We start from the raw sequence: 24,321 nt of genomic DNA on the forward strand, positions 1-24,321 counted from the left end.
GAGCCTGATCAGGCGGGATAGATGCCGAGGAAGTGCTGCAGATATTCCGAAAGGATCATCGATGGCACGAGCAGCACCAGTGTCAGCGCCCCGACCATCAGCGCGTGACCGTGGCAGATCATCCGGAGGATGCGCGCCAGCACGAAGACCTGCGCCAGCATGAAGGCGAGCAGCAGCAGCGAGACGAGGCCGACGGAGCCGGGCAGGAAGAACACCAGCGCCAGCAGCAGCCCGTTGATATAGGAGAGCGGCACGCCGAGCCAGTTGACGCTGACGACGACCGGGGCGAAACGCTCGCCCATACGGACGGCAAGCAGCAGCAGCCCGGCAAAGACCAGCGGCACGAACCAGTTGGCGACCTCGACGAGGCCGAGCCTGATATAGAAGGCAAAGTTGACATCGGCTTCCGGCGGCATCGACCGCAGAAAGGCCTGTCGCCACCAGAGCCAGGAAATACCCATCGGCGGCAGGCACCAGAGCATCGCCCAGAACGAACGATTGACGCCGCGCTCGGACATATCGAGGTAGCGGAAGCCGCGCGGATCCAGCCGGATCAGCAGCCAGAGGCCGGCCAGGTAATATTGAACCTCCCTAAAGCCCGGCATTGGCGAACCAGCGGGCGATGAAGGTTTCGTAGATCGCCGTCAGCGTCTCCAGATCGGCGACAGCGACGCGCTCGTCGACCATGTGCATCGTCTGGCCGACGAGGCCGAACTCGACGACCGGGCAATAATCCTTGATGAAGCGCGCATCCGATGTGCCGCCGGTGGTCGAAAGTCGCGGCGACTGGCCGGAAACGCTTTCGACGGCTGAAGACAGCGAGGCGATCAGCGCATTGTTGCGCGTCAGGAAGACATGGCTCGGCCGATCGGCCCAGACGATATCGTAGGCCACGGGCTTGCGGTCCGGCCGCAACGCGCCGTCCCGGGCAGCAACGTCCAGACGGCGCAGGATTTCGGCACGCAGCGTTTCAACGGTCCAGCTGTCGTTGAAGCGGATGTTGAAGCTTGCCGATGCCTTGGCCGGAATGACGTTGGTCGCCGGATTGCCGACATCGACCGTGGTCACTTCGAGATTCGACGGCTGGAAATCGTCGGTGCCGCCGTCAAACGGCGGGTTCATCAGCGCGTGAGTGAGCTGCAGCATGCCGCGCACCGGATTGTCGGCAAGATGCGGATAGGCGGCATGACCCTGGACGCCATGAACAGTGATTTTACCCGACAGCGAGCCACGCCGGCCGATCTTGATCATGTCGCCGAGCCTGTCCGGATTGGTCGGCTCGCCGACGAGGCAGGCATCCCAGCTTTCGCCGCGTTCGGCCGCCCATTGCAGCAGCTTGATCGTGCCGTTGATTGCCGGACCTTCCTCGTCGCCGGTGATCAGGAAGGAGATCGAGCCGTTGGGCGGCCCGTTTTTCTCGATGTGCCGGGCGACGGCGGCGACGAAACAGGCGATACCGCCCTTCATGTCGACGGCGCCGCGGCCGAAAAGCTCGCCCTTCGAAATCTCGGCGGCAAACGGCGGATGCGTCCAGGCGGCTTCGTCGCCGACCGGCACGACATCGGTATGGCCGGCAAACATCAGATGCGGGCCATCCTTGCCGAGGCGGGCATAGAGGTTTTCGATGTCGGGCGTTCCCGCCTCGCTCGCCTTCACCCTGTCGACCGTAAAGCCGAGCGGCGCAAGCATCGCCTCCAGCGCCGACAGTGCGCCACCTTCGGCGGGCGTCACGGACGGGCAGCGAATCAGTGTCTGGAGATTGGCGACGGGGTCGGTAGCGGTCATGGCGGTCGAACTATCCGGCGGGAATGGCAAAGACATGGCAAGGCGGGGCCGCCTCGCGTAAAAAGACGCCGTCTGTTTACCGGATCAACGTCCCGGTGTCATCAATCTCTGAGCAGCTCGTTGATGCCGGTCTTCGAGCGGGTCTTCTCATCGACGCGCTTGACGATGACGGCGCAGTAGAGATGCGGCGCCGGCTGGCCGTTGCCCATCGTCGCATTGCCCGACGGCATCGAGCCGGCGACGACGACGGAATAGGGCGGCACTTCGCCGTAGGTCACCTCGCCGGTGGCGCGGTCGACGATCTTGGTCGACTTGCCGATATAGACGCCCATGCCGAGCACCGAGCCTTCGCGGATGATGCAGCCTTCGACCACCTCGGAACGGGCGCCGATGAAGCAATTGTCCTCGATGATCGTCGGGCCGGCCTGCATCGGTTCCAGCACGCCGCCGATGCCGACGCCGCCGGAGAGATGCACATGCTTGCCGATCTGCGCGCAGGAGCCGACCGTGGCCCAGGTATCGACCATCGTGCCTTCGCCGACATAGGCGCCGAGATTGACGAAGGAGGGCATCAGGATCGCGTTCGGGGCGATATAGGCCGAGCGGCGCACGACGCAGTTCGGCACGGCGCGGAAGCCGGCGGCGCGGAAGTGGTTCTCGCCCCAGCCCTCGAATTTCGAAGGAACCTTGTCCCACCAGGTCGAGTTGCCCGAGCCGCCCTTCACCACATCCATGTCGTTGAGGCGGAAGGACAGCAGCACGGCCTTCTTCAGCCATTGATTGACCGTCCAGGCACCGTCGGCGGAGCGTTCGGCAACGCGGGCCCGGCCGGCATCGAGCAGATCGAGTGCTGATTCGACTGCATCGCGAACCTCGCCCTTCGTCGACGTGTTCACATTGTCGCGATTGTCGAAGGCGGCTTCGATGATCTTTTCGAGGGATGCGAGGTCGGTGGCGCTCATGAGAATTCCTTAAACTTCGATCTTTATCGTGGAGACGGCGGGGTCTCCGGAACTGCGGTTGGCGGGGTTTACCCTGCTCTACAGCATGAAGCCGTAGAACGGAATGATTTTTCCGACAAGATCATACCTGGATTCAAGGCGTTATAGCGACATATCCGGCTTCGTAGCCGGCAATACTGAAAGGCATTTCGAGATGGCGAAGGGACGAAACGGCGGTTCGCGGCGCAAGGATGGCGTATGGGACCCGCTGAAGAGCAGCTCAACCGACAGGCAGCGCGCCGAAGCCGTGCCGAAGACGCCGCAGACGATGTCGCCTGCCTACCGCCTTGCCTATGTCGACGAGGATTTCCTCTGCCGCGAGGAGCTGCGGCCGATCCGCCTGCAGCTGGAACTGATGAAGCCGGAAATGATGCTGACCGAACGCGGCATCAGGTCGACCGTCGTCATGTTCGGCGGCGCCCGCATTCCCGCCCCCGGCCAGAGCGCCTGGGCGGCCCGCAACGATATCCAGCGCGTCAACCTGGAGGCGGCTTCCGTCTATTATGACGAGGCGCGCAAATTCGCCCGGCTCTGCTCGAAATATTCTGCCACCTTCAATTTCCACGAATATGTCATCGTCACCGGCGGCGGCCCTGGCGTGATGGAGGCCGGCAATCGCGGCGCGGCCGACGAGGGCGCCCCTTCGATCGGCCTCAACATCGTACTGCCGCACGAGCAGGCACCGAACGCCTATGTGACGCCGGAACTCAGCTTCAACTTCCACTATTTTGCCATCCGCAAGATGCATTTCATGGTGCGCGCCAAGGCGATCGCGGTCTTTCCCGGCGGCTTCGGCACGCTCGACGAATTCTTCGAATGCCTGACGCTGATCCAGACCGGCCGCATGGAGCGCCTGCCGCTGATCCTTTTCGGGGAGGCGTTCTGGCGGAGCATCATCAATTTCGACGCATTGGCGGAATTCGGGACGATTGCGCCCGACGACGTCAAGCTGATCAGCTTCGTCGATACGGCCGAAGAGGCATGGAAGATCGTCCAGAATTTCTACGAACACCGCGAATAGGCGCTTCGGAGGGGTAAGCTGCAGAGCCTCTCCCCGTCGAGACGGGGAAAGGCAAGGGCATGTCGTCGTCCGGCCTTAGAGCAATTCCAGCAAAAGTGCGTAGCGGTTTTGCGTCCGGAATTGCGTGAAAACAAAGAGATAGAGCATGATGCCGAAAAGTGTGAGCGGTTTTCGGACGACATCATGCTCTCACTCTTTAACTTAGAACAGGATTGAGATTTTAGGCCGATCCGGCCTAAAAATCCTGTTCTAGAGCAGCGGCCGGTCCGGCATGTCGTCGATCGATATGACACCGTCCTTGTTGCGGTCCATCCGGGTGAACAGCTTGTCGAAGGCGGCTTCGGCTTCCTGTTTGGAAATCTGGCCGTTCTGGTCGGTGTCGACCCGGTGAATCATCATCGAAGCGCGCATGAAGTTGCCGCCATGGCGCATCCAGCGATCTCCGTCACGACCACCGTGACCATCGCGCGGCGGCCGTCCTTGGTCGTTATTGTCTGGCGTCGCGGCTGCGGCATTCGCATCCTTGTTTTCGCCGGCCTCCTGCTTGCGCTGATCTCTCATCGCCTGCATCTGCGTTTGCCGGTACTCACGGATTTCGCCCGGTGTCAGCGAACCGTCCTTGTTGGTGTCGATCGCGGCGAAGAGCTTGTCGATGCCGGCCGTTGCCTCGTCCTTGGAGACCTTCCCGTCCTTATTCGCGTCGAATTGCTTGAGCATGCGGACATAGGTGATTTCGCGGAAGGCAGCAGCCCCCGGACCGTGCATGCCGGCGTGCTGGCGCGGCCCGTCGCCGGGTGCGGCAAAGCCTGCCCCGGCGGTTGCACCGAAGATGAGGGTGGAGGAAAGCGCTGCCAGTATCAGCTTGTTGCGGTACATCGTGTTTGCCTTTCGTAAGGTGTCCCCTCACGAAAGAAGATATGGCCGCAGCCCCGGAAGACCCAGTTAAACATCGGTAAGCTGAGTGAAAACTTGGTAATCTAATGCATGTCGCCCAAAACTGTGCAGCGGTTTTTGGGAGAGCGACATGTATCAAATAAAGACCTAAAGCCGTCAGCCGGTAACCTTGCCGAAGCCGATAATCTTGCGGAGAAAAGCGGCGAGATCGTCGGTGACGAAATCGATATGATCCTCCTCGCCGCTGGTCTTTTCCCACCATTCGACGACCGTCTCTTCCAGATTGCGCGGCACGAGCAGCACGGTCTGCATGCCGAGCGCCTTCGGCACCGTCAGGTTGCGCGGTAGATCCTCGAACATGGCGGCCTTGGTGGTTTCGACCCGCTTCAGCGCTGTGAACTTGTCGTAGGTCGCCTGCGCCGGCTTCGGCACGTAGTCGGCAGCGACGATATCGAAGATGTCGTCGAAATGATCGAGAATGCCGAGCGCCTCTGCCGTCATTTCGGCATGCTTGACGCTGCCATTGGTGAAGATGAACTTGCGCCCCGGCAGCGCCTTGATCGCCTCGCCGAGTTCCGGCTGCGGCGTCAGCGCCGTGTAGTCGATCGCATGTGCCTTCTCGAGGAAGTCGTTCGGGTCGATGCCGTGATGGATCATCAAGCCCTGCAGCGTCGTGCCATGGTCGAGGTAATATTGCTTCTGCAGCTTGCGCGCCTCTTCCCGCTCCATCTGCAGGAGTGCCGCGACATAGGCGGTCATGTTCTTGTCGATCTGCGCGAAGAGATTGACATGATGCGGATAGAGCGTGTTGTCGAGGTCGAAGACCCAGTCTGTGACGTGCTCGAAATCGGATTTATCAGGCGTGCGGTCGATCTTGGTCATGGCGGTCTTATGGCACGGCTGCTGCCGCAAGGAAATCGACAAGAAAGAATAGACGCCCGATTTTCGGCGGACGGCGCAGGCACGGAATGTTAGAAAGCGGTCATGCTTTTCGAACGCCCCGATGATGATACGCTCTATGATGCCCTGATCGCGCGCAGCGCCGATTACGAGGGTCAGGCCTATGTCTGCGTCAAGACGACAGGCATTTTCTGTCGCCTGACCTGCCCGGCGCGCAAGCCGAAGCGGGAAAATACCATCTTTTTCGACACGATCGCCGCCTGCATGCATTCCGGCTTCCGTCCGTGCCAGCGCTGCAGGCCGCTGGAGCAGCCGGGCAGGGAACCGATCGTCGATGAGCTGCTTGCCGCACTGGACCGCGAGCCGCAGCTGCGCTGGACCGAGGATGAGCTTGTGCGCCGAGGACACGATCCCTCGACCGTGCGTCGCGCCTTCAAGCGGGCGCTCGGCATGACCTTTCACGATATCGTCCGTTATCGCCGGCTGGGTGAAGCGGCCCGGCAACTGGCCGATGGCGCGCGCGTCATCGATGCGCAGCTTGAGGCGGGATATGAATCTCCAAGTGGTTTCCGGACGGCTTTTCAGCGGCTCGTCGGCAAGGCGCCGGCGCTCTCGCAGAACCGTGAACTTCTCTTTGCCGACTGGTTCGAGACGCCGCTTGGACCGATGGTGGCCGTTGCCGACCAGACGCATCTCCACCTTCTCGAATTCCACGACCGCAAGGCACTGCCGACCGAGCTCGAGGCGCTGCAGAAGCGTGTCCGCTCCTCGGTTGCGATCGGCCGCACGCCGGCGATCGACCAGATCGAGGCAGAAATCCGGGATTATTTCGAAGGGCGGCTGACTGTCTTCAGGACGCCATTGGCACTCGGCGGCACGCCCTTCGAAAAACATGTCTGGGCAAAGCTCATCGATATCCCTGCCGGCCAGACGCGCGCCTATGGCGATCTTGCAAGGGAGATGGAAAGGCCTGAAGTGGTGCGTGCCGTCGGCCGCGCCAACGGGGCCAACCAGCTTGCCATCATCGTGCCCTGCCATCGCATCCTCGGCGCCGATGGTTCGTTGACAGGCTATGGCGGCGGGCTCTGGCGCAAGCAATGGCTACTGCGGCATGAAGAGAAGATCAGCACGCAAGCAAAGATGGAAGAGACAGCATGAACCAGAACGAAAAGGCCAAGGCATTCGGCGCATTGCACCGCAAGGGCGCTCCGCTTGTTCTCTACAATATCTGGGATGCCGGGACGGCGAAGGCGGTGACCGATGCCGGCGCCAAGGCGCTTGCCACAGGAAGCTGGTCGGTCGCCGCAGCCCATGGTTATGCCGACGGCGAAAAGCTGCCGATGTCGGTGCTGGTCGAGACAGCAAAATCCATCACCGCTGTCGTCGATCTGCCGCTTTCTGTCGATTTCGAAGGCGCCTATTCGGCCGAGCCTGAGGGGGCCGCCGCCAACGTCGCCAAGCTGGTGGAGGTCGGCGCCGTCGGCATCAATTTCGAGGATCAGGTGGTCGGCGGTGGCGGGCTTTATCCGGCCGAGAGGCAGGCTGCCCGCATCCGCGCCATTCGCGCCATGGCGGAAGGCGAGGGCATTCCCTTCTTCATCAATGCCCGCACCGATCTTTTCCTGGCCGAGAGCGATCTTGCCAAACATGCCGGTCTGGTGGACGAGGCGATCGAGCGAGGCAAGGCCTATGCGGCGGCCGGCGGCAGCGGCTTCTTCGTTCCCGGTCTGATCGATCCCGCCTTGATCGAGAAGATCTGCGCCGCATCGCCGTTGCCGGTCAATATCATGATGCGGACAGGCGCCCCTGACGTGAAGACGCTCGCCAAGCTCGGTGTCGGCCGCGTCAGTTATGGCCCGGGGCCTTACCGGTCGATGATGGAAAAGTTGAAACAGGAGGCAGCGGCGATCTATAGCCTGCTCTGACGTCGAATGCCCGAGGGCCGCAGATCTGGTGCGGAAGGCTGCGGCCCGGAATGAAATCTCGTTCTGCTCAGGAACGGAAGCGCAGATTCCGCCGGCTGAGCTGGCTGACCGAGGTGCAGCCCATCAGCTTCATGCCGCGCTCGATCTCGGTACGCATCGTCTCCAGCGCCCGTTCGACGCCGGGCTGTCCGGCAGCGGCAAGCGGGAAGAGATAGTAGCGCCCGAGCCCGACGGCCTTCGCCCCCAGCGACAGCGCTTTAAGAACATGCGTTCCCCGCTGCACGCCGCCATCCATCATCACGTCGATCCGGTCGCCGACGGCGTCGACGATCTCGGCCAACTGGTCGAATGCGCTGCGCGAGCCGTCGAGCTGGCGCCCGCCATGATTGGAAAGCACGATGCCGCTGCAGCCGATCTCGGCCGCGCGCTTGGCGTCTTCGACCGACATGATGCCCTTCAGGCAGAATGGCCCGCCCCATTCGCGCACCATCTCCGCCACGTCGTCCCACGACATCGAGGGGTCCAGCATCTCGGTGAAGTATCGGCTGATCGACAGCGCGCCGCCATCCATCTTGACGTGGTTTTCGAGCTGCGGCAGCCGGAAGCGCTCGTGCGTCAGCCAGTCGATCGCCCAGGAAGGCTTGATCGCGAACTGGGTCATGCCGGCAAGATTGAGCTTGAAGGGAATGGCAAAGCCGGTGCGCTTGTCGCGCTCGCGGTTGCCGCCGGTGATGCTGTCGACCGTCAGCATCATCGCCTGCACGCCGGCCTTTTTCGCTCGCGCCATCATCTCGCGATTGAGGCCGCGGTCCTTGTGGAAATAGAACTGATAGACCTGCGGCCCGTTGCTGATCGTTCTGGCTTCCTCCAGGCTGATCGTGCCGAGCGAGGAGACGCCGAACATCGTGCCATGTTTTGCCGCCGCCGCCGCGACCGCCCGCTCCCCCTGGTGGTGAAAAAGGCGCTGCAACGCCGTCGGTGAGCAATAGACCGGCATTGCGAGCTTCTGCCCCATCACGGTCACCGACATGTCGACCTCGGCCACACCGCGCAAAACGTCAGGCACCAGATCGCAAGCCTCGAAGGCCGCCGTATTGCGCCGGTACGTCACCTCATCATCGGCACCGCCGTCGATATAGTCGAATATCGGTCCGGGAAGACGCCGTTTGGCCATGCGCCGGAAATCGTGAAAATTATAGCAGTCTGTCAGGCGCATTTCTTTCCCCGATACCCTGTTCCCGTGTGAGGAAGATCCGCCCTTCGCAAGTGAAGGGCGCAGCCTCGATCAGGGAACGATCAGTGTTCCGACGCCGTGCTCGGTGAAGATCTCGAGCAGCACGGAATGGGCGGTCTTGCCGTTCAGGATGACGACGCCCTGCACGCCGGCCTTGATCGCATCGATGCAGGTCTCGACCTTCGGGATCATGCCGCCCGAAATCGTGCCGTCGGCGATCAGAGCATGCGCTTCGGCGACGGAAAGCTCCTTGAGGAGCTGGCCGTTCTTGTCGAGCACGCCGGGCACATCGGTGAGGAACAGCAGCCGGGTGGCGTTGAGCGCGCCGGCAATGGCGCCGGCAAAGGTATCGGCGTTGATATTGTAGGTGGCGCCGTCTCGGCCAGGCGCGACGGGGGCGATGACCGGGATCATCTCGGAGCGGGCGAGCAGATCGAGCAGCGTGCGGTCGACCTCGACCACTTCGCCGACTAATCCGAGATCGAGCACGCGCTCGATGTTCGAATCCGGATCCTTGACGGTCTTGCGCGCCTTTTCGGCGAAGACCATGTTGCCGTCCTTGCCGCAAAGGCCGATCGCCCATTCGCCGGTCTGGTTGATGAGCGCAACGATTTCCTTGTTGATCGAGCCGGCGAGCACCATCTCGACGATCTCGACCGTCTTCTGGTCGGTGACGCGAAGCCCGCCCTCGAATTTCGATTCGATGCCCATCTTGCTCAGCATGGCGCCGATCTGCGGGCCGCCGCCATGAACGACGATCGGGTTGACGCCGGACTGCTTCAACAGGGCGATGTCGCTGGCAAAGGCCTTGCCGAGCTCGGGATTGCCCATGGCGTGGCCGCCATATTTCACGACAATCGTCTTGTTCTCGTAACGCTGCATGAAGGGCAGTGCCTTGGCCAGAAGCCGTGCCTGCATTTCGCTTTCGGTTTCGTTCATGGGAACCCCGCAGAATTGTTCGCGGCCTTTTATCGCAAGTTTCTGACAGAGGGAATAATCCAGAGGGCAATAGTTTTTCGTATCTGGCGCGGAGCCGGACGCCGTTACCGTCTGGCGCACGCAAGCTTGAGATGAGGAACGGCATGCAAGGCGATGACATCGCAGACCTGATCGGCCGCGTCGCACTCGGCGACCGCAGGGCTTTCGTGGCCCTCTACAATCAGACCGGACCGAAACTTTTCTCGATCTGCCTGCGTATCTTGAAGGATCGCACGGAAGCCGACGAGGCCCTGCAGGAAGTCTATATCAGCATCTGGCAGCGCGCGCGCAGCTTCTCCGTCGCCTCGGGTTCGTCATCGGCATGGCTGGCTGCGATAGCCCGCAACCGGTCGATCGATGCGCTGCGGGCCCGCAAGCCCGTCGCCGACGAATTGGATACGGTCTATGATCTTGCCGATGCCGGGCCCGACCCGGAAATGCAGACGGTGACGAAGGATGAAGGAAGGCGGATTGACACCTGCATGGAAGAGTTGGAAGCTGATCGTGCGGTCGCGGTGAAACGGGCTTATGTCGAAGGGCTGAGCTATCAGGAACTGGCCGATCAGTTTGGTGTCCCGCTGAACACGATGCGGACCTGGCTCAGGCGCAGCCTCTTGAAACTGAGAGAGTGCATGGAACGATGACATCGCCCGACAAAAGCAAGGGAGACCGCTCCCGCGACGAGGTTCTCGCCGGCGAATATGTGCTTGGCGTCCTGTCGCTGCAGGATCGCCGGGTGGTGGAAGAGCGCATGCGCCACGATCGGCCTTTCGCTGCGATCGTCAGCCGTTGGGAAACCAACCTCTCCTCCTTCAATGACGAGTATGAAGCCGCCGCTCCGAACCGGGAAACCTTCAAGCAGATCGAGGCGCGGCTTTTCGGCGATGGCCAAAGGCCCGCATCCTTTTCGCAAGGGCTCTGGAATTCCGCCGTATTCTGGCGCTCGCTGAGCTTTGCTTGCATCGTCGTCGCCGTCAGCGCCGTCATCTTCGCTTCCGGCGTGGTGCCGGAGCCGCAGGGGCCGGCACCGCTGGTAGCCTCGCTTTCGGGCCAGAACAGCACCATCAATCTTCTCGCCTCCTATGAGCTGCAGAGCGGCCGGCTGAAGATCGTGCCGGTCGCCGCCGGCAAGCCGGAGGAGAAGTCGCTGGAACTCTGGCTGGTACCGGGCAGCGGCATGACCAGATCGCTCGGCGTCTTCCAGCCGGGCGAAAGCGGTGAACTTGTCATTCCCGCCGATCTGCGCAGCCAAGTCGCCGATGGCGCAACGCTTGCCGTCAGCCTCGAACCCTTCGGCGGCTCGCCGACCGGACAGGCGACCGGTCCGGTGATCGCAAGCGGTCCCTTGCACAGGCCGTAAATCGGGTGCCGGCCGTGAAATCATTTTCTCCTGTCTGAAACTCTTCGGCGCGGCCCTCCGTAGTTCGAATTGTCCGGACGACGCTCAGGCATAAAGCCCGCGGATGGTGTCCGGTGAGGAGAAAATCATGATCAAGTCCGTATTGTGCGGCTTCGCGCTCGCCACTGCCATGTCCGCCGTCGCCTTTGCTGCCGCCAAGAACCCGGTGGTCGGCGGTGCTGCGATGTTCGATAGCAAGAACATCATCGAGAACGCCGTGAACTCCAAGGATCACACGACGCTGGTCGCCGCCGTCAAGGCCGCCGGCCTGGTCGGCACGCTCGAGGGCAAGGGCCCCTTCACCGTCTTTGCGCCGACCAACGAAGCCTTTGCCGCGCTGCCGAAAGGCACCGTCGATACACTGCTGAAACCGGAAAACAAGGCGACGCTGACCAAGGTTCTGACCTGCCACGTCGTTGCCGCCGATGCGATGGCCAAGACCGTTGCCAAGATGATCAAGGATGACGGCGGCGAGCACGACATCAAGACCGTCGGCGGCTGTGTGCTGAAAGCCAAGGAAAGCATGGGCAAGATCACGTTGACCGATGAAAACGGCGGCGTCTCCCATGTGACGATTGCCGACGTCAAGCAGTCGAACGGCGTCATTCACGTCGTCGACAAGGTGCTGCTGCCGAAGATGTAAGCCCGCTGGTATCGGCAGACACATTGGGGCGCTCTTGGGGCGCCCCAAACACAAATCGATGTGGTGGCTAGCGCATAACCCCGAAAATCGGAATCGATTTTCGGAAAGGCTCTAGCGCGTCTGAAAAGACGCGCGGCGCTCTATCGGGCCGCTTCGGCTCTCGGGAAGACGAGGGAGACACTCATGCCGGTGTCAGGGGACGAGCTCACTTCAACCTCGGCGCGGGCATTCTGTTTCAGCGACTGTACGATCATCGCGCTCAGCTTTCCCGGTTGCGGCCAGGTTACATCCTGGGGAAGACCGACCCCGTTATCAGCAACGGTGATCCTGCATCCGGTATCGCTGACGACACAGCGGAGCGTGATTTCGCCGCCATCACGCCCCACGAAGGCATGCTTCAGCGTATTGGTGAGGAGTTCGTTGATGACGAGACCGGCCGGCATGGCGACATCGACCGAAACCGGCCAGGTATCGACCTTCATGTCCAGCCGGATCCCTTCCACCGCGTGGGCCGCCATTACCGAGGCGGCAATCTGGCTGACATAGGTGCCAAGATCGACTGTGGCGCCTTTCTCTTCGTCCGACAGCGAGCGATAGAGCAGGGCTAAAGCTTCAATCCGCCCGGCAAGCCGTGCAAACCTCTCGCTTTCCTCATTCTGTTGAGCATTGCGCGCCTCCATTCGGATGAGCGCCGTGATCATCTGAAGATTGTTCTTCACGCGATGTTGAAGTTCCCGCAGAAGGACATCTTTCTCCGTCAGCAGTTCGCTGAAGCTCTCAGCGGCCGTCGCCTCATTGCGGGCAGCAAAGGCCACCAATCGGAAGAGTGGCGTGTCATCGTCGTCGACGATCGTATTCGACCAGACATCGACAATGACGGTGTTCTCGGGTTCGGCCGCCAGCGAGAAGGCACCAATATACTCCTCCGCAGAGGTCACAGCGGCCGTGAGCGGCACCTCTCCGGAGACGGCGATGGACTCCAATTCAATTTCCGCCCAGGGTTTTCCCTGGACCGCGGTTGCCTCAAGCGCCGTCAGCCGTTCGAATTCGAGGTTGACGTAAATCAGCGGCTCGTCGCCACCGAGTTCGGAAACAGCCACCGCGAATGGCACATGATCGAGAAAGTGTCGAAACCGGTCGTCATCGAGGGCTTCGGCAAGATGGGGCAAGTTGCCGACGCCTTCCGGCGAAATCGGCGGGTCTTTGCTATCGGTCATCAAATATTACTCGTGGACGCGGCTGCTCCCGCACGGCAGGAGAACTAGGGTTGCTTCAAAAACTGCGGGGACGCAAGCGCTGATCGGCGGCTCGTCCATCGATTGCCGGCCCCAGGGTGATTTAAGCCCGGTCATAGGTAAATGACGTCAGCAGGGTCGTGACGAAATTGCTCGCCCTTTCCTTGACCAAGACTTCCGTCCATTCATCAGTCCCGCGCAGCCGCAAATCCGTGTAAATGCTGTCGACGGCCGCTTCTTCGATACGTTTGATATGGGTCCTGAACGACGCTTCGCCGCCGCCGTGATACATGTCTCTGATGACCATGCGCAGGATCTCCTGAATGGCGATCTGCCAGGCCGTATTGATCGATTGAAGTTCGTTCGCAGTCTCTGCCATTGACGCTTCCTTGGTGCGAGTGAATGCCAGCACGCCTTCGGCCATGCTGCAGCGCGCGATCTGCAAGCCCGTCATTTCAGACGCGGTTTAAGTCTCGAGCCCTGTCGATCGGGTGGTGATCTCAGCGAGCCCTGGCGCGTTTGGCAATGAGGGCAGAGGTTGCCGACACCCGGTCACTCTGTTCCCTCGCAAGCCGGGCTTCCCGCAGCCGCAACGTCTTTGCCTGCTGCGATTGGGCGTCGGATTCGAGCTCTTCGGCCGCCTGGTTCTTCGCGAAGAACTGGGTCTGGACGCTGCCGAAGGCAATCTCCGCCCGCTGGCGAGATTTGCTGTATGTCTCTGTCATGTTGGCTCCGATACGGGAGGGCTCGACGCGCGAGCGAAAACAAAAAAGGCCAGGCAAATCGCCTGGCCTTGGATTGATAACGTGCTTCCGGCAGTGCCAGTACATCCGTGGTCAAAGGGAAGCAGATACCGATTTAAGCGTTCTGGAGATTGCAAGCGGACATCTTGCCCGACTTGTTGTCACGCTCGAGGTCGAAGCCGATCTTCTGGCCTTCGACGAGGTCGCGCATTCCGGCGCGCTCGACGGCGGAGATGTGAACGAAGGCGTCGTCGCCGCCATTATCAGGCTGAATGAAGCCGAAGCCTTTGGTGGAATTGAACCATTTAACTGTGCCAGTGGCCATGATGATGAACCCTTTCATAGCAATATTGAAAAACCGCAACGCCAAGGCGATGCGGATGGTGATAGCGATTTTTGAAAGGAAGTTCGTTCAGGGCGCGGTGCCAATCGCGCGATAACCAAGCCAGCAAGCAAAATTCGATGCTCGCTATCTAGCTCATCAAGCTTGCGTCGTCAACCGTTAGTTTTCCATTGGCGCTAAGTTCAACTATGGGATGTCGCGAAAGCCTTTACACCAAACAGGGCGCCGCGTCCGGGGCGCGTACGCCCTTTACTTCCAGCGGGCGATGCCGACGGTTTCGGCGATCGCCTGGCGCAGTTCGTCCAGCCCATCGCCCTTTTCGGACGAAGTGGACAGCACGCCGGGATAGGCGGCCGGGCGCTTGCGGATCTTTTCCGCCGTTTCCGCAAGCAGCTTCGGCACGCCAGCCGCCTTGATCTTGTCGGTCTTGGTCAGCACGATCTGGTAGGAGACGGCGGCCTTGTCGAGCAGATCAAGCACGTCATCGTCGTTCTTCTTGATGCCGTGGCGGCTGTCGATCAGCACATAGACGCGCTTCAGCGTCGCGCGGCCGCGCAGATAATCGAAGACGAGTTTGGTCCACTTGTCGACCTGCTCCTTCGGCGCCTGCGCATATCCATAGCCCGGCATGTCGACGATGGCCGTCGGCGGCAGGTCGCCGCCTTCGCCGGAATAGCCGTCCGGCACGAAATAATTGAGTTCCTGCGTGCGTCCCGGCGTGTTCGAGGTGCGCGCCAGGCCCTTCTGGCCGACCAGCGCATTGATCAGCGAGGATTTACCGACATTCGAGCGACCGGCAAAGGCCACTTCCAACGGCCCTTCCGGCGGCAGGAAGTTCAGGGACGGTACGCCGCGGATGAAGATCCATGGGTGGCCGAAGAGCGGCTTTTCGGTTTCGGGCATGCGGGCTCTGCAATCTCTGGGTTGGGTCTTTTACCGGGCTTCGTGGTTTTGCGGGCGGATGTCAAGCTTCGAGGCCGTTTGCAGCCTATTGCTTTGCCTCCTTCTTCCGCTGCTGGAAAAGAAAAGCCCCGCCGGAGCGGGGCTTGGCAAGCGTCATTTCGATGGCGCCGTTTTTCGTCGGAACAGACCCCTCAGATTGTCGAAGAGTTCGACCTTGACGCCGTGGCGCTTCATGATCACCCCCTGCTGCGCTACCGAGAGCGTGTTGTTCCAGGCCCAGTAGATGACCAAGCCGGCCGGGAAGCTTGCCAGCATGAACATGAACACCAGCGGCATCCAGTTGAAGATCATCGCCTGTGTCGGATCGGGCGGCGTCGGGTTCATGCGCATCTGCACGAACATGGTGACGCCCATGATCAGCGGCCAGACGCCGAGATGTAGAATGGTCGGCGCCTCGAACGGCAACAGGCCGAACAGATTGACGATCGTCGTCGGGTCGGGCGCCGAAAGGTCCTTGATCCAGCCGAAGAACGGCGCGTGCCGCATTTCGATGGTGATGTAGATCACCTTGTAGAGCGAGAAGAAGATCGGGATCTGCAGCGCCACCGGCCAGCAGCCGGCGATCGGATTGATCTTTTCTTCCTTGTAGAGCTGCATCGTCGCCTGCTGCAGCCCCATCCGATCGTCGGCGAATTTCGCCTTCAGCTCCTCCATCTTCGGCTGCATGCGCTTCATGTTTGCCATCGAAGCGTACTGCTTGCTGGCGAGCGGGAAGAACAGAGCCTTGACGACGATGGTGGTGCACAGGATCGCCACGCCGAAATTGCCGAAGTAGCGGAAGAAGAAGTCCATCAGCTTGAACATCGGCTTGGTGATGAAATAGAACCAGCCCCAGTCGATCAGCCGGTCGAACTTCGGGATCGAGTAGCTGGCCTCATAGCCGTCGATGACGGGCACTTCCTTGGCGCCGGCGAAGACGAGGTTCTTCAGCTCGATCGATTGGCCGGGCGCAACGGTGAAGGCATCGTCCTTGTAATCGGCCTGATAGCGCGGCTGGCCATCGGCAAAGTGCGAGAAGCGCGCCTCATAGGCCGCACTCTGCGGCGGAACGATCGTCGCCGCCCAGTATTTGTCGGTAATGCCAAGCCAGCCGCCGGTGGATTTCGCCGGCATCACGGCTTCCTTTTCGGCGGCGCTATATTTGGTTTCGATCAGGCCGTCTTCCCCGATGACGCCGATGAAGCCTTCATGCAGCACGTAGACGGAGGGTGTCGTCGGCTTGTTGTAGCGCGTCACCCGGCCGTAGGAAGACAGCGAAGCAGGCGCCTGGCCGGCATTGCTGATCTTGTCGGCGACGGTGAACATGTAGCGTTCGTCGACCGAAATCGTGCGGGTAAAGGTCAGGCCCTTGTCGTTGGTATAGGAGAGCGTTACCGGCGTCTTTTCGGTGAGCTTGGCGCCCTCAGGTGCGGTCCACAGCGTCGAGGCGCCGGGAACATTGCCCGTTGCGTCGCTGCCGATATAGCCGAGCTCGGTGAAATAGCCGTCCTTGGTCTCGGCCGGGCTGAACAGCGTGATGATCGGGCTCGAGTCGTCGACGGTCTCGTGATAGCCCTTGAGCTTCAGATCGTCGAGGCGGGCGCCGGCAAGGTTGATCGAGCCGGAAAGTGCTGGGGTGTCGATGACGACACGCGGGGTCTTTGCCAGCGCCTGCTCGAGCGTCGCCGTCGCGGCTGCCTGGCCGGAAGGGGCCGTACCGCTCGGCTGGGCCGGCGTCTCGCCGCCTGCTGCCGGCTGCTGCACCTGCTCGGTCTGCTGCTGCGCCTTCTGGGCTTCCTGCGCCTTGCGCTGGGCCTCGATGCGCGGATTCATATAGAGAAACTGCCAGCCGAGGACGATCAGCACCGAGAGAGCGATCGCAATGAAGTAATTGCGGTTGTTTTCCATCATACGTTCCTGGGGCGTCCGTCTCCGGAGCGCCGGTGTTTCGGCCTGGTTTCCACGCGGGATTTCAGTTCCGCGGCCAATTCCTGGAAGGACGCGTCAAGCACGTCCCTGCGCGCGACAACCACATAGTCGTGTCCGGGCTGCATTGCAAACCCCGCATGAAGCCGCACCGCCTCTTTCAGGCGGCGGCGCATGCGGTTCCGTTCGACCGCGTTGCCATGTTTTTTGGTGACTGTAAAACCGACGCGTGCCTGGCTGTCGGGTTCCTTCCGGTCGAGGACTTCGAGAAGGAAGAGGCCGCCTCGGCGTTTTTTGCCCTCGCGTACGGCAAGAAACTGCGGGCGGCTCTTCAGCCGCCCGACAGTGTGTTTCTTCTCACTGGTCGTCAATTCGCCCGCCATCTCTTACCGGGCTACCCGGCCTTACGCCGACAGACGATTGCGGCCCTGCGCGCGGCGGGCTGCGATGACCTTGCGGCCACCCTTCGTGGACATGCGGGCACGGAAACCGTGGCGACGCTTGCGAACAAGCTTGGATGGTTGGTAGGTACGCTTCATTTATTTTAAACACCGCGGAGTGCGGCCCTTCTTGAATTTGCATAATGCAAGGAGCGTTGTTTTTCGAACGGGCGGGCCATGAAAGGCTTGAGTGACCGAACGTGCGCGGGCTTATAAGGATGAAGCCCGCAAAAGTCAATTATGCCGGATAATTTCACTCTGCACTGCCGGCCTCGAAAGTAATTTCGCACTCTGGTGTTAAGAAATAAGGCATGCCCTGAGTGGTTGTAGTTTTGCGCCACGGCAGATCGATCGCCCCGGTTTTCAGGCGTTTACGCCGCCCGACCGCATTCGGCACGGATCCTTTCCGAAGCCATAATCGTAAATATTAGAAATCTAACTTTAATAAATTTCGCCGATATTCAACCATCGACTGGGAATTTGCTTTCCAGGCAGTGGCGTAGCTAGGAGCATTGCATTGAAGATCCGGGGCAAAATTAATCTGCTGGTTTGCGTGATGGGTGCGGTCGCACTTCTGATCGGCGCAACAGCATTGTCGGCCATGCACGAATACAGTCGCAACCTGACGGCTTACGAGCATGCCGCCGCCCGCGCCTATGCCGGCGAACGGCTCAACCGTTTCGTCACGGCGGTGGTCATGGAATCGCGCGGCATCTATGCGGCCAAGACGATCAAGGATACGCCGAACTTCGCCAAGGGCCTGATGGCCGACCTCGACGAGATCGACAAGGTCATCTCGGGCTGGGCGCCGCTCGTTCCCGAGAGCCAGAAGGCCGATTTTGCCAAGCTTGTCGCCCGCGCCGCGGAATTCCGCACCTTCCGCACGGAGACCGCCCGCCTCGGCACGGAAGTCGGCCCCGAAGCCGCCGGCCAACAGGGCAACAATGACGCCAACCGCGCCAACCGCAAGGCGTTCCAGGCGGAAATCGATGCTGTGGTCGCCACCGACAAGGCAGCACTGGAAACCGTCAACGCCGAGATCGAGAGCTTCCGCTCCCAGGTGCTGATGCTTGTGCTCAGCATCACCGGCATCGGCATCGCGGTCGGCATCGGCATGGGCTTCTATATCGGCACCAGCCATCTCAGCCGCCCGATCAAGCGCGTCACCCATGCGATCAAGGAAGTCGCCGATGGCAATTTCGACGCCGAGGTCCCCTTTGCCGGCCGTCCGGACGAAATCGGCGAGATGGCCGCAGCGGTTGCGGTCTTCAAGGCGAACGGCCTCGCCGTCAAGCGCTTGAACGCCCAGGAGGCGGCGATGCGCGCCAAGAGCGACGACCTGCAGTCGAGCATGTCCGTCGTCGTGGCTGCGGCTGCGGCCGGCGATTTCGGCCACCGCATCAGCAAGGACTACGAGGACGACAACCTCAACCAGTTCGCCGGCAACATCAACACGCTGCTGTCGAGCGTCGATGCCGGCGTCGGCGAGACCCGCCGGGTCATCGCAAGCCTTGCCGAAGGCGACCTCACTCAGACGATGAGCGGCAACTTCCAGGGCGCCTTCGCCGAGCTGCAGCAGAACGTCAACAATACCTTCGTCACCCTGCAGGCGACGATGCGCGAAGTGCGCGAGACGACGGAAGCGATGAACGGCAACACCGCCGAGCTGCGCAATGCCAGCGACGACCTGTCGAAGCGCACCGAGCAGCAGGCAGCCGCCCTCGAAGAGACCTCGGCAGCGCTCGACGAGATCACCGCCGTCGTCCAGAATTCCACCGAGCGGGCGCATGAAGCCACCATCATGGTGTCCGAAGCCAAGGAGAATGCCGGCCGCTCCGGCGTCGTCGTGCGCAATGCCGTCGAGGCCATGGGCCGCATCGAACAGGCCTCGCGCGAAATCAGCCAGATCATCAATGTCATCGATGAGATCGCCTTCCAGACCAACTTGCTGGCGCTGAATGCCGGCGTCGAGGCCGCACGCGCCGGCGATGCCGGAAAGGGCTTCGCGGTGGTGGCGCAGGAAGTGCGCGAACTCGCCCAGCGTTCGGCAACGGCTGCCAAGGACATCAAGGCGCTGATCACCAAGTCGGGCAACGAGGTGCAGGTTGGCGTCAAGCTGGTCCAGGCGACCGGCGAGGCGCTGGCCGAAATCGGCACCCGCGTTATCGCCATCAACGACCATATCCATTCGATCGCGACGGCTGCGACCGAACAGTCGACCGGCCTCAAGGAGGTCAATATCGCCGTCAACCAGATGGACCAGGTGACACAGCAGAACGCTGCGATGGTGGAAGAGACCTCTGCCGCCACGCACAGGCTTTCGGCCGAAGCCGGTGGACTGGTGCGCCTCATTGCCCGCTTCAAACTGTCGGATGATGCGCCGGCAGCTGTGGTGCTTGTCCGCAACGAGCCGCAAAGACCGGTTGCCTCGCCGGCCCGCCGGGCGATCGCCAAGGTCGCCCGCGCCTTCGGCGGCAATGCGGCCGCAGCCGAGCAGAGCTGGGAAGAGTTTTAAGCTTTACCGATCACGCGCCTTCGAACGCCGCCTTCGGGCGGCGTTTTCTTGTGGCGACATGACGCTGCTCGCAAAGATTTGAAAGCGGAGCATCTTGGTCTAATATAGAGCTCAGCGGTAAGGGCGGCTGAAATGCTGCCGATCGGGCGAGACCAGAATGCCGAACCAAGATCAGGGCGATAATCCCTCGGCGGAAAACCCGGCGGCCGGCGAGGCTGCAAGGGCGCCGTGCCCGTCTGCCGGCCTGTTCGGCGGCCTTTCCGGCAAGCTGCTCTGGCTCACCGTCGTCTTTATCATGCTCGCCGAAATCCTGATCTTCTTTCCCTCGGTCGCCAGCATGCGCGTGCGCTGGCTGCAGGATAGGCTGAATACGGCCGCTGCCGCCGCCATCGTCATCGATGGGCTGCAGCCGGTCGAGCTGCCACGCGCGCTGCAGAAAGAGACCTTGGAGGCGACCGGCACCAAGGCGATCGTGCTGCGCAAGGACGGCACCTCGCGGCTGCTGGCGACGACCGATATGCCGACCTCCGTCGACGAATCCTACGATCTCACCGACGTGCCGCCGGTAACGGCAATCCGCGATGCGCTCGACACACTCGTCTTCGGCGGCAGCAGGATGATCCGCGTCTATGGTCCCGTCGGCGACACCAATACCGGCGTCGAGGTGGTGATGAAGGACAGGCCGCTGCGTAGGGCGATGTTCGTCTATTCCCGCAATGTCCTGTTGCTGTCGGTGCTGATCTCGCTGTTCACGGCGACGCTGATCTTCTTTGCGATCAACCGCATCCTCATCGGCCCGATCCGCCGGCTGACCGGCAGCATGCAGCAATTCTCCTCCGATCCCGATAACCCGGCCCATATCTATATCGGCGACGGCGGCCGCGACGAACTGGCGGTCGCCGGCCGCAACCTCACCTCGATGCAGATGGAGCTGCAAAAGACGCTGAAGCAGCAGAAGAATCTTGCCGCTCTCGGCCTTGCCGTTTCCAAGATCAATCACGACATGCGCAATATCCTGGCGTCGGCGCAGCTGATGTCGGACCGGCTGGTCGATGTCGATGACCCGATGGTCAAGAGCTTCGCTCCGAAGCTCTTGCGCACCATCGACCGCGCCGTCGGTTATACCACCGAGGTGCTGTCCTACGGCAAGGCGAGCGAATCCGCGCCGCGCCGCCGTCATATCCGCCTTTTGGAGCTGACCCAGGACGTCAAGGACATGCTGGCGATCGATCCGCTCAGCGGCATCGAATTCGCAGAGCAGATCGGCGCCGAGCTTGAGGTCGATGCCGATGGCGAACAGCTCTTCCGCGTCATCCACAATCTCTGCCGCAACGCGCTGCAGGCGCTGACGTCGCCGGGCGAGGGCGGCCCGGGCTCCGTCAGGCGCATTACCGTCTCCGCCCAGCGCGTCGGCAGCGTCGTCAGCATCACGGTGGATGATACCGGCCCCGGCATGCCGCTGAAGGCGCGCCAGAACCTCTTTGCCGCCTTCCGCGGCTCGGCCCGCTCCGGCGGCACCGGCCTCGGCCTCACCATCGCCCGCGAGCTGGTGCTTGCCCATGGCGGCACGATCGCGCTGGTGGAAAAACCGACGGTCGGCACACAGTTCCGCATCGAGATCCCCGATCGCCCGGTTTCGCTGGAGGATTACCGCAGCCGGACGCACATCGAAAAGTGACAGGGTTTCGCAAGGCGCGGCTGCTGGCAGACAAACACGCGATTTTTTCAGAAATGCTCTTGCATTGTCCCGAAGGACGTTTTAGAGGATCGCCACGCAAGCGGCACCGCCGCATTTTGCACGCACCCGTAGCTCAGCTGGATAGAGCACCAGACTACGAATCTGGGGGTCAGGAGTTCGAATCTCTTCGGGTGCGCCATTTTTCTTTTTGAAAGCAATACGTTAATGCTGTCGGCTTGGCTTCTCTTGTGCGGAGAAGCTGCTGAGTCGCCACCGAGTCGCCACCGCTGAAACAACTGACCCCCTCACATAGTCGACTGTTCGCTTATCGAAGGCAAATATCCTGGGTCGACTTTTGCGAATGCGTCGCCCTGGTCAAGGGACGCTCTAAACTTTCCATTATGTAGAGATAGTGAGTTTTGCGATCACGTCCGCACAGTTGAGGCTCAGGCGAACTAGCGCTGTGCGCCGCATGTCTGACGTGAGGTCAGCCTCGCCACTTCCTGAAAGCATTCATCACAACGACTTCGTTGGAGGTCTCCTTTGCGCCTCCGGTGGGTCATTGTGCAATCCCTGACCACAAAACAACAGCGGACATTCGATGAGAGAGCAACGTGGCATTCAGTCGGCTGAAGGCGATGGATGATACTGTCGCGAATCAGTGCTATCGCGATAGATGTTTGCGCCAGTGGCGACCTCGCTCGCTTTGTATTGGGGAGGGCATCGGACCTCCAGAAGCGCGATGGCCGCGGGTCCAGTTTGCTGCCTGGGCGGCATGGGGGCGTGACGTAACTTTTTTGGTCGCGGAGAGGGGGAGCGGTTTTGGACATCGATACCTATTTCGACAATGTCGGAAGGCTGGCTATCCTCGCCAACGGGGAGAACGTCGCAATCCATGATTTGATCGAAAGTCCAGGCCGATACTCCTCGATCGTCGATCCGTCCGTCCAATTCAGGGAAACCCTCCTTTCCGGCGAAGAGGAAAACGATCTCAGCGGTTATCTGGCGATCGGCTTTTTCGCCGGCCGGTCACGTCGGTCACGTCTCGCTAGCTTCGCGATGACGTTCGATGTGCAACACGAGGCCACTCGCCTTAGGTTGCGGGCGCAATGCGAGCCCTATAGCCGGACACAGCCGCTTTTTCGGAATGTTCCGTCGCTGTTCGAGAGAATCCGTCGCAAGAAAAGCGGTAACCAGGACTATGAACTCATCGATCTGGCGGCGGGCCGCTCTGTATCAGGGAGCGAGGTTTATCAAGTCGGCAGCGGTTTCACGAAACTCTGTCCATTTCTCAGTCCAGGCATCGTTAACTGGGTGCAGAAGGAGTGGCCCTCGGCGCGGAAGTACGTTCGGTTCGACGCCGATGCCTACTTCAATACCAAACCGCTTCAGTTGCTGACTGAAGCAACATTGGTGCCGGCGAACCCCCGATGGCTGCCTGATTTCAGCCTTCATAAGGGGATGAAGGAGTTCGCCGCCTACCAGCTTCAGGACCGGCCACTATCGGAAGGGCATGGCGAATATTGGGACTATCATATTAAGCATCTGCGCCGGCTGGAAATTCATGTCCAACGGCGCGAGGACAACTATCTTTCGATGCTGATCGAGGAACTACCCAGGGCCGACGATCCGAACGGGTTGATGGTCGGGCGGTGCATTCATCTCGACACGCGCGATCCTGCTCTCACGCCTCTCCGCGAGGTTACAATGCAGCACCTCGATCTGGCCATCAATGTATACGCCGGGGAGGATCGGCAGAAGCGTTTTGGGCAAAGCCTTCAGCATGGCAAAGTGCAGGATGCAACGCTTCGCACACACCTTCTTCGCATTGAGGAGACGCCCTTCGTGTCGCTCTTTGCCTTTTGCGAAATGTTTCTGCAGTCCAAGATCCTGCTCAGCGAGTGGTTGAACGAACTGGTGGCATCTTGAGCGCGGAGCTTGAACGGGTGGCCGGCTTGGCGTGGAGCTAAGTCGATCCATCTGCGAGCCGGTCGCGCTTCGTGCGCGCGACATCCTGGTATCGCCGCAACAGCACCTGAAACTCGTCCCAGAGATCCGTCTTCTCCTTAACCTTCATCATGATCAGGGTCGCAATCGTCATCGAGGTCCCGAGTTCCGCGAAAGTCATGTGCATGTCGACGTCATCGATAGCCGGTTGAACCATCAGCGTAGCCGACTGATCGGCAGGCTTCTCGACATAGTGGCGATTCAGTGAGGTAATGCTTACATGCGCGGCGTCGCCAGAAATGTCACGATAGGTGCGGTACAGTCGTTCGAGCTCGCTATCTCCCAGGAGTGCGGCTATTTGGATCGCCTTGGCGCCCTGCAGGCCTTGCGCGAGGAAGTCCTCCAGCATCTTCCTGACGCCCGGAGACTCGTTGAACTGCCTGGCGTTGAGATGAAGACGGGCGCGTGAATGTCGGCTCTTGTAGTCGTCGTCCTTCATCTTCGTGACGAAGGTAGGATCAGGTCGAGCGCAATGAGGTACATGACGGCCTCGATGATCCCCCGTGTGTGGACGCGGAAATCGAGTTGTCGGTTATTTTCGATGAGCAGCAAAGCGCCCTCGCATAGCGTTAGGGCGCGTGCATAGAGTGCTGCCTTGATGGCGACCAGTTCGCGCTCCTCGTCGGAAGCGACGTCGACGGGGTCTTCGTCGGTGAAACGGCTGGCCGCCGCCACGTAGTCACGAAGCCACTCGATCCAGGTCGCCGAGCGT

27 protein-coding genes and 1 tRNA gene are annotated in these 24,321 nt (G+C 61.0%); 10 read left to right on the forward strand and 18 right to left on the reverse strand.

What is annotated here, in order from left to right; all coding sequences use genetic code 11:
- Positions 1–8: 8 nt before the first annotated feature.
- The 3 genes from ACD590_RS00320 to dapD form a co-directional block, all read right to left on the reverse strand.
- Positions 9–605 (reverse strand): hypothetical protein, encoded by a 597-nt coding sequence (locus ACD590_RS00320; RefSeq protein WP_018447757.1) that lies wholly within the window; start codon positions 603–605, stop codon positions 9–11.
- Positions 592–1,785, reverse strand: a complete 1,194-nt coding sequence (dapE, locus tag ACD590_RS00325) for a succinyl-diaminopimelate desuccinylase (protein WP_439001918.1) — start codon at positions 1,783–1,785, stop codon at positions 592–594. Before dapE ends, ACD590_RS00320 begins: the two co-directional genes overlap by 14 nt.
- Positions 1,786–1,886: 101 nt before the next feature.
- Positions 1,887–2,747, reverse strand: a complete 861-nt coding sequence (gene dapD / locus ACD590_RS00330) for a 2,3,4,5-tetrahydropyridine-2,6-dicarboxylate N-succinyltransferase (protein WP_028731656.1) — start codon at positions 2,745–2,747, stop codon at positions 1,887–1,889.
- Positions 2,748–2,940: 193 nt separating this feature from the next.
- On the opposite strand from dapD, the gene ACD590_RS00335 reads away from it, so the two are divergent.
- Positions 2,941–3,807: an LOG family protein gene (locus tag ACD590_RS00335; protein WP_026230888.1), complete on the forward strand. Its 867-nt coding sequence runs from the start codon at positions 2,941–2,943 to the stop codon at positions 3,805–3,807.
- 249 nt (positions 3,808–4,056) lie between these two features.
- Here the strand turns inward: ACD590_RS00335 and ACD590_RS00340 are convergent, their stop codons facing one another.
- Together ACD590_RS00340 and ACD590_RS00345 are read right to left on the reverse strand one after the other, a co-directional pair.
- Positions 4,057–4,683 (reverse strand): calcium-binding protein, encoded by a 627-nt coding sequence (locus ACD590_RS00340; protein ID WP_439001919.1) that lies wholly within the window; start codon positions 4,681–4,683, stop codon positions 4,057–4,059.
- Positions 4,684–4,857: 174 nt separating this feature from the next.
- Positions 4,858–5,583 (reverse strand): pyrimidine 5'-nucleotidase, encoded by a 726-nt coding sequence (locus tag ACD590_RS00345; RefSeq protein ID WP_439001920.1) that lies wholly within the window; start codon positions 5,581–5,583, stop codon positions 4,858–4,860.
- A 102-nt stretch (positions 5,584–5,685) separates the two neighbouring features.
- Between ACD590_RS00345 and ACD590_RS00350 the strand changes: the two genes are divergently transcribed.
- Positions 5,686–6,759: a bifunctional transcriptional activator/DNA repair enzyme AdaA gene (locus ACD590_RS00350; protein ID WP_113543624.1), complete on the forward strand. Its 1,074-nt coding sequence runs from the start codon at positions 5,686–5,688 to the stop codon at positions 6,757–6,759.
- Entirely contained in the window at positions 6,756–7,526 is a 771-nt protein-coding gene (locus tag ACD590_RS00355) for an isocitrate lyase/PEP mutase family protein (RefSeq protein WP_439001921.1), read from the forward strand. Before ACD590_RS00350 ends, ACD590_RS00355 begins: the two co-directional genes overlap by 4 nt.
- A gap of 67 nt (positions 7,527–7,593) precedes the next feature.
- On the opposite strand, the gene ACD590_RS00360 is transcribed toward ACD590_RS00355, so the two are convergent.
- The gene (locus ACD590_RS00360) at positions 7,594–8,742 is read right to left on the reverse strand and encodes an alpha-hydroxy acid oxidase (protein ID WP_131704013.1); all 1,149 of its coding nucleotides are present in this window, start codon (positions 8,740–8,742) and stop codon (positions 7,594–7,596) included.
- Between the two features lie 69 nt (positions 8,743–8,811).
- Positions 8,812–9,699 carry an acetylglutamate kinase gene (argB, locus tag ACD590_RS00365; protein WP_439020826.1) on the reverse strand — a complete coding sequence of 296 codons (888 nt, stop codon included), beginning with the start codon at positions 9,697–9,699 and terminating at the stop codon, positions 8,812–8,814.
- Between the two features lie 143 nt (positions 9,700–9,842).
- On the opposite strand from argB, the gene ACD590_RS00370 reads away from it, so the two are divergent.
- The 3 genes from ACD590_RS00370 to ACD590_RS00380 all read left to right on the forward strand — a co-directional run bounded on the left by ACD590_RS00370 (position 9,843) and on the right by ACD590_RS00380 (position 11,780).
- Complete coding sequence (locus ACD590_RS00370; RefSeq protein WP_018244545.1) at positions 9,843–10,382, forward strand: sigma-70 family RNA polymerase sigma factor; 540 nt, start codon at positions 9,843–9,845, stop codon at positions 10,380–10,382.
- Complete coding sequence (locus ACD590_RS00375; protein WP_018447749.1) at positions 10,379–11,098, forward strand: anti-sigma factor; 720 nt, start codon at positions 10,379–10,381, stop codon at positions 11,096–11,098. The genes ACD590_RS00370 and ACD590_RS00375 overlap by 4 nt, the downstream gene beginning before the upstream one ends.
- Before the next feature lie 127 nt (positions 11,099–11,225).
- Positions 11,226–11,780, forward strand: a complete 555-nt coding sequence (locus tag ACD590_RS00380) for a fasciclin domain-containing protein (protein ID WP_439001922.1) — start codon at positions 11,226–11,228, stop codon at positions 11,778–11,780.
- 140 nt (positions 11,781–11,920) lie between these two features.
- Here the strand turns inward: ACD590_RS00380 and ACD590_RS00385 are convergent, their stop codons facing one another.
- The 9 genes from ACD590_RS00385 to ACD590_RS00425 all read right to left on the reverse strand — a co-directional run bounded on the left by ACD590_RS00385 (position 11,921) and on the right by ACD590_RS00425 (position 17,806).
- Positions 11,921–12,997 carry a sensor histidine kinase gene (locus ACD590_RS00385; protein WP_193446336.1) on the reverse strand — a complete coding sequence of 359 codons (1,077 nt, stop codon included), beginning with the start codon at positions 12,995–12,997 and terminating at the stop codon, positions 11,921–11,923.
- 121 nt (positions 12,998–13,118) lie between these two features.
- Positions 13,119–13,394, reverse strand: a complete 276-nt coding sequence (locus tag ACD590_RS00390) for a hypothetical protein (protein WP_024323874.1) — start codon at positions 13,392–13,394, stop codon at positions 13,119–13,121.
- A 121-nt stretch (positions 13,395–13,515) separates the two neighbouring features.
- Positions 13,516–13,740 (reverse strand): hypothetical protein, encoded by a 225-nt coding sequence (locus ACD590_RS00395; RefSeq protein ID WP_028731647.1) that lies wholly within the window; start codon positions 13,738–13,740, stop codon positions 13,516–13,518.
- Positions 13,741–13,873: 133 nt separating this feature from the next.
- Positions 13,874–14,083: a cold-shock protein gene (locus ACD590_RS00400; RefSeq protein WP_018244551.1), complete on the reverse strand. Its 210-nt coding sequence runs from the start codon at positions 14,081–14,083 to the stop codon at positions 13,874–13,876.
- Positions 14,084–14,350: 267 nt separating this feature from the next.
- On the reverse strand, positions 14,351–15,004 hold the full coding sequence (yihA, locus tag ACD590_RS00405) for a ribosome biogenesis GTP-binding protein YihA/YsxC (RefSeq protein ID WP_011650240.1): 654 nt from the start codon (positions 15,002–15,004) through the stop codon (positions 14,351–14,353).
- Between the two features lie 153 nt (positions 15,005–15,157).
- Positions 15,158–16,951 (reverse strand): membrane protein insertase YidC, encoded by a 1,794-nt coding sequence (gene yidC / locus ACD590_RS00410; RefSeq protein WP_028731646.1) that lies wholly within the window; start codon positions 16,949–16,951, stop codon positions 15,158–15,160.
- The gene (rnpA, locus tag ACD590_RS00415) at positions 16,951–17,352 is read right to left on the reverse strand and encodes a ribonuclease P protein component (protein WP_439001923.1); all 402 of its coding nucleotides are present in this window, start codon (positions 17,350–17,352) and stop codon (positions 16,951–16,953) included. Before rnpA ends, yidC begins: the two co-directional genes overlap by 1 nt.
- A 21-nt stretch (positions 17,353–17,373) precedes the next feature.
- Complete coding sequence (gene rpmH, locus ACD590_RS00420) at positions 17,374–17,508, reverse strand: 50S ribosomal protein L34 (RefSeq protein WP_003545006.1); 135 nt, start codon at positions 17,506–17,508, stop codon at positions 17,374–17,376.
- A 154-nt stretch (positions 17,509–17,662) separates the two neighbouring features.
- On the reverse strand, positions 17,663–17,806 hold the full coding sequence (locus ACD590_RS00425) for a hypothetical protein (RefSeq protein ID WP_439001924.1): 144 nt from the start codon (positions 17,804–17,806) through the stop codon (positions 17,663–17,665).
- A gap of 120 nt (positions 17,807–17,926) precedes the next feature.
- Here ACD590_RS00425 and ACD590_RS00430 point away from each other — a divergent pair, with 120 nt between their 5' ends.
- The 4 genes from ACD590_RS00430 to ACD590_RS00445 all read left to right on the forward strand — a co-directional run bounded on the left by ACD590_RS00430 (position 17,927) and on the right by ACD590_RS00445 (position 23,531).
- A complete protein-coding gene (locus ACD590_RS00430) occupies positions 17,927–19,924 on the forward strand; it encodes a methyl-accepting chemotaxis protein (RefSeq protein WP_427147678.1) in 1,998 nt (665 codons plus the stop codon).
- Positions 19,925–20,081: 157 nt separating this feature from the next.
- Positions 20,082–21,602 (forward strand): ATP-binding protein, encoded by a 1,521-nt coding sequence (locus ACD590_RS00435; RefSeq protein WP_018447742.1) that lies wholly within the window; start codon positions 20,082–20,084, stop codon positions 21,600–21,602.
- Between the two features lie 122 nt (positions 21,603–21,724).
- Positions 21,725–21,801 (forward strand) — tRNA-Arg (locus ACD590_RS00440).
- 623 nt (positions 21,802–22,424) lie between these two features.
- Positions 22,425–23,531, forward strand: a complete 1,107-nt coding sequence (locus ACD590_RS00445; protein ID WP_439001925.1) for a hypothetical protein — start codon at positions 22,425–22,427, stop codon at positions 23,529–23,531.
- 37 nt (positions 23,532–23,568) lie between these two features.
- Here ACD590_RS00445 and ACD590_RS00450 read toward each other — a convergent pair whose 3' ends face one another.
- Positions 23,569–24,048 carry a hypothetical protein gene (locus tag ACD590_RS00450; RefSeq protein ID WP_439001926.1) on the reverse strand — a complete coding sequence of 160 codons (480 nt, stop codon included), beginning with the start codon at positions 24,046–24,048 and terminating at the stop codon, positions 23,569–23,571.
- On the reverse strand, positions 24,045–24,284 hold the full coding sequence (locus tag ACD590_RS00455) for a hypothetical protein (protein WP_439001927.1): 240 nt from the start codon (positions 24,282–24,284) through the stop codon (positions 24,045–24,047). The genes ACD590_RS00450 and ACD590_RS00455 overlap by 4 nt, the downstream gene beginning before the upstream one ends.
- Positions 24,285–24,321: the final 37 nt, after the last annotated feature.

The organism is Rhizobium sp. 862_C5_N1_2, from assembly GCF_051811205.1.
Lineage (GTDB): Bacteria > Pseudomonadota > Alphaproteobacteria > Rhizobiales > Rhizobiaceae > Rhizobium > Rhizobium leguminosarum.

Bases quoted from the DNA above. Each gene is read 5' to 3' on its own strand.
- rnpA (WP_439001923.1), bottom strand. From the start codon at position 17,352: ATGGCGGGCGAATTGACGACCAGTGAGAAGAAACACACTGTCGGGCGG.
- dapD (WP_028731656.1), bottom strand. From the start codon at position 2,747: ATGAGCGCCACCGACCTCGCATCCCTCGAAAAGATCATCGAAGCCGCC.
- dapE (WP_439001918.1), bottom strand. From the start codon at position 1,785: ATGACCGCTACCGACCCCGTCGCCAATCTCCAGACACTGATTCGCTGC.
- yidC (WP_028731646.1), bottom strand. From the start codon at position 16,951: ATGGAAAACAACCGCAATTACTTCATTGCGATCGCTCTCTCGGTGCTG.
- ACD590_RS00375 (WP_018447749.1), top strand. From the start codon at position 10,379: ATGACATCGCCCGACAAAAGCAAGGGAGACCGCTCCCGCGACGAGGTT.
- ACD590_RS00395 (WP_028731647.1), bottom strand. From the start codon at position 13,740: ATGACAGAGACATACAGCAAATCTCGCCAGCGGGCGGAGATTGCCTTC.
- ACD590_RS00450 (WP_439001926.1), bottom strand. From the start codon at position 24,048: ATGAAGGACGACGACTACAAGAGCCGACATTCACGCGCCCGTCTTCAT.
- ACD590_RS00360 (WP_131704013.1), bottom strand. From the start codon at position 8,742: ATGCGCCTGACAGACTGCTATAATTTTCACGATTTCCGGCGCATGGCC.
- yihA (WP_011650240.1), bottom strand. From the start codon at position 15,004: ATGCCCGAAACCGAAAAGCCGCTCTTCGGCCACCCATGGATCTTCATC.
- ACD590_RS00370 (WP_018244545.1), top strand. From the start codon at position 9,843: ATGCAAGGCGATGACATCGCAGACCTGATCGGCCGCGTCGCACTCGGC.
- ACD590_RS00350 (WP_113543624.1), top strand. From the start codon at position 5,686: ATGCTTTTCGAACGCCCCGATGATGATACGCTCTATGATGCCCTGATC.
- ACD590_RS00435 (WP_018447742.1), top strand. From the start codon at position 20,082: ATGCCGAACCAAGATCAGGGCGATAATCCCTCGGCGGAAAACCCGGCG.
- ACD590_RS00320 (WP_018447757.1), bottom strand. From the start codon at position 605: ATGCCGGGCTTTAGGGAGGTTCAATATTACCTGGCCGGCCTCTGGCTG.
- ACD590_RS00345 (WP_439001920.1), bottom strand. From the start codon at position 5,583: ATGACCAAGATCGACCGCACGCCTGATAAATCCGATTTCGAGCACGTC.
- rpmH (WP_003545006.1), bottom strand. From the start codon at position 17,508: ATGAAGCGTACCTACCAACCATCCAAGCTTGTTCGCAAGCGTCGCCAC.
- ACD590_RS00380 (WP_439001922.1), top strand. From the start codon at position 11,226: ATGATCAAGTCCGTATTGTGCGGCTTCGCGCTCGCCACTGCCATGTCC.
- ACD590_RS00335 (WP_026230888.1), top strand. From the start codon at position 2,941: ATGGCGAAGGGACGAAACGGCGGTTCGCGGCGCAAGGATGGCGTATGG.
- ACD590_RS00355 (WP_439001921.1), top strand. From the start codon at position 6,756: ATGAACCAGAACGAAAAGGCCAAGGCATTCGGCGCATTGCACCGCAAG.
- argB (WP_439020826.1), bottom strand. From the start codon at position 9,699: ATGAACGAAACCGAAAGCGAAATGCAGGCACGGCTTCTGGCCAAGGCA.
- ACD590_RS00340 (WP_439001919.1), bottom strand. From the start codon at position 4,683: ATGTACCGCAACAAGCTGATACTGGCAGCGCTTTCCTCCACCCTCATC.
- ACD590_RS00385 (WP_193446336.1), bottom strand. From the start codon at position 12,997: ATGACCGATAGCAAAGACCCGCCGATTTCGCCGGAAGGCGTCGGCAAC.
- ACD590_RS00400 (WP_018244551.1), bottom strand. From the start codon at position 14,083: ATGGCCACTGGCACAGTTAAATGGTTCAATTCCACCAAAGGCTTCGGC.
- ACD590_RS00390 (WP_024323874.1), bottom strand. From the start codon at position 13,394: ATGGCAGAGACTGCGAACGAACTTCAATCGATCAATACGGCCTGGCAG.